This is a genomic window from Methanosarcinales archaeon, assembly GCA_014859725.1.
In the GTDB taxonomy this organism is placed as follows: domain Archaea; phylum Halobacteriota; class Methanosarcinia; order Methanosarcinales; family Methanocomedenaceae; genus Kmv04.
The window spans coordinates 1-2,821 of record JACUTQ010000228.1 but is presented as its reverse complement, the minus strand read 5'-3'; the positions used below and the strand labels follow the sequence as shown (position 1 = coordinate 2,821).

Annotated in this window: 3 protein-coding genes; all 3 read left to right on the top strand. The window is 41.9% G+C overall.

Going from position 1 to position 2,821, the window contains the following annotated elements; all coding sequences use genetic code 11:
• Positions 1-92: 92 nt before the first annotated feature.
• Positions 93-1,382 carry a TraB/GumN family protein gene (locus tag IBX40_12525; GenBank protein ID MBE0525134.1) on the top strand — a complete coding sequence of 430 codons (1,290 nt, stop codon included), beginning with the start codon at positions 93-95 and terminating at the stop codon, positions 1,380-1,382.
• A gap of 138 nt (positions 1,383-1,520) precedes the next feature.
• Positions 1,521-2,165: a cobalt transporter CbiM gene (cbiM, locus tag IBX40_12520; GenBank protein ID MBE0525133.1), complete on the top strand. Its 645-nt coding sequence runs from the start codon at positions 1,521-1,523 to the stop codon at positions 2,163-2,165.
• Positions 2,162-2,479: a PDGLE domain-containing protein gene (locus tag IBX40_12515; protein MBE0525132.1), complete on the top strand. Its 318-nt coding sequence runs from the start codon at positions 2,162-2,164 to the stop codon at positions 2,477-2,479. The genes cbiM and IBX40_12515 overlap by 4 nt, the downstream gene beginning before the upstream one ends.
• Positions 2,480-2,821 lie beyond the last annotated feature (342 nt).

Below are 2,821 nucleotides of genomic sequence, written 5' to 3'. Positions count from 1 at the left end.
AAAGTATAAGTTAAGTTCGCACATGTTATGTGTTGATACATTAAATAATATAACCTGATTCTTAAAGTTTCGGTTTTAATACCGGTGAAATAATGAATTCAGAAGAAATAGAAAATAATTATACTATTAATTACTCATTCAGAGTATCAAATTCTGAAGAAATTAAGAGACAAATCTCTGACAATCCTGCTGAAAATATAATTTTAGTGGGCACTGCTCATGTTTCTGAAAAAAGTGTTGCCGAAGTTGAAGAGACAATTGAACGTGAACGCCCTGATGGGGTAGCAGTAGAATTATGTCATGCCAGGTACCAGGCATTAACCCAGGAGGTTGAGACAAAAAAGATCTCGGCCAAGGACATACTGGGAGGTAATAAACCATATTATTTCCTGGTACACTGGCTGCTGGCATTTGTCCAGAAAAAGATCGGAAAAGATCTTGGTGTTGATCCCGGGGCTGAAATGCTAGAGGCCATTAATAAGGCTGAATCCATAGGTGCCCGGATAGTACTTATCGATAGGGATATCCAGATAACACTGCAACGTTTCTGGCAGAATATGTCCCTGTGGGAGAAATTGAAAATGACCTGGGCCCTTGTTGGAGCTTCTATCGGTCTCAAAGGTGAGGAGATTGATATCGAATCTGTTACAGACAAGGATGTGGTCACGCAATTGATGGAAGAGTTGCGACATTTTGCACCATCTGTAGCACGAGTGTTCGTGGATGAAAGGGATGCATACATGGCCAGAAACCTGCTGGAAGCAGGTAAATCCAGCCGGATCGTAGCAGTAGTAGGAGCCGGACATAGAGAGGGCATTACAAAATACCTGGAACACCCGGAAACCCTGCCCCCACCTGAAGAACTGGTAAGTGTAAATCAAAAAAGATTCAGTGTATTCAAGATAATCGGGTTGGCTTTCGTTGCTCTGGCTATTTGTATGTTTTTATTAGTAATTCTGGCAATCATTAATGGTACCCTGCCATTGAACATGCTGCTTATCGCATTGGGAATTTGGTTTATTATTAATGGGATTTTAAGTGCAGCTGGTGCTGCATTAGCAAGAGGACATCCCAAATCAATTATGACAGCATTTTTAGTTGCCTGGCTCACATCATTGAACCCGATGATGGCAGCTGGTTGGTTTGCCGGGCTTATGGAAGCAAAGCAACGACCTCCGTCCAGCGATGACTTTAAGGAAATTATTGAAGCTGAGACTTTTGGTCAAATGTATAATAATAGATTATTCCGTATTCTTCTGGTCGCTGCTCTGGCAAATCTGGGAAGTATGATTGGAACATTCCTGGGAATCTATGTGATATTTAGTATTACCAATATAGATCCTACAATCTATTTGAAAAATATATTTAGCAATATAATATAATGTTTCTTTTGACGGAAATCGTATTTGTCAATTCAACCAGAATTTATAACAAAAATTACTTATACAATAAATATATTGTATGATTTAGTAATACCATTATTAATAAAAGTATTACTATATATTACTGAGGTTGATATTATGCATATTGGAGATGGATTGATACCATTGGGTCAGGCAGTAATCTACTGGCTGATTGCTCTGGCATTTATAATAAAGTCCCTTGATTGGGCAGGTAAAGAAATGGATGAAATGAAAGTACCCATGCTGGCAGCTCTGGCAGCAGGGATATTTGCCATTCAGGCAATGAACATACCCATACCCTGGGGTACGAGCGGACATATGGTGGGGGCAGCGCTGGCCGCTATCATCCTGGGCAGCCCTTTCGCCGCTGTCCTGTTGCTCACACTGGTATTGGTAGTACAGGGTTTTGTGTTCGGGGATGGGGGCATTACGACAATGGGAGCTAATATTGTTAACATGGGCGTTATCGGAGGTTTTGTTGGATTCTATTCGTATATTGCCTTGAAAAATAGTATTGGAATGCTGAGTGCTTCGTTCGCTGCCGGATGGTTATCAATCTTCATAGCAGCATTGGTCTGTGGAGTAGAAATGTATATTGCAGGCACGTTTCCATTAGTAGAAGGATTGATGTTTATGGGGCTTTATCATGCAGTTATCGGAGTAGTTGGTGAAGGATTGATAACTGCCATTGTTGTCAGGGCTATATTGCAGACCCGACCTGATATAATATCAGAAAGATCATTGGCAGGGGTGGCAGCATGAGCAATAATAAGATAATAATTGCCGGAGCAGTTATCGCGATCATCATATCGATACTTGCCCCATTTCTGGCTTCCAGCAATCCGGATGGTCTTGATAAGAACCTCATACAACTGTTAGGGGGAGGCAGTGAAGAACAAGCTGAGGAAATAATCGGGGAGAGGACGCCACTTGAATATGAGGCACCCATGGCTGACTATTCTATCGAGGGGATGGGCAAACTCGGTGAGGTTGGAGCAATAATTATTGGTACTTTGTTAGTGCTGGTGATTAGTTTAGGTATTGGAAAAATAGTAGAGAAGAAACAGGGGACGTAATATCCCCTCATTTTTTTTTATATTTTCACCTCTAAAAAAATCATAGACCCACTTGCTTACTGATGAGTTGGTTTTTTTCGCTATTTCTTCCAGTTTCTCCTTCTAACTGCCTGTATTTCATCTCAGAATAAAGAGCATGGGTTAGCCTAGCGCCTGCCACCCCCCACACCACAAGGGCAGGCTGAGCAGATCAGGAGGGGCACCCGGGCAGAGTGAAGGCGAGAGGGGATGCATGTGTCATCGGTAAAGAGTAATATTGTGATGGAACACGGATTCCACGGATGACGCGGATGCACACGCTGTGACAAGAAAGTCATATCCTGAATTGCAGAAATGCCACTC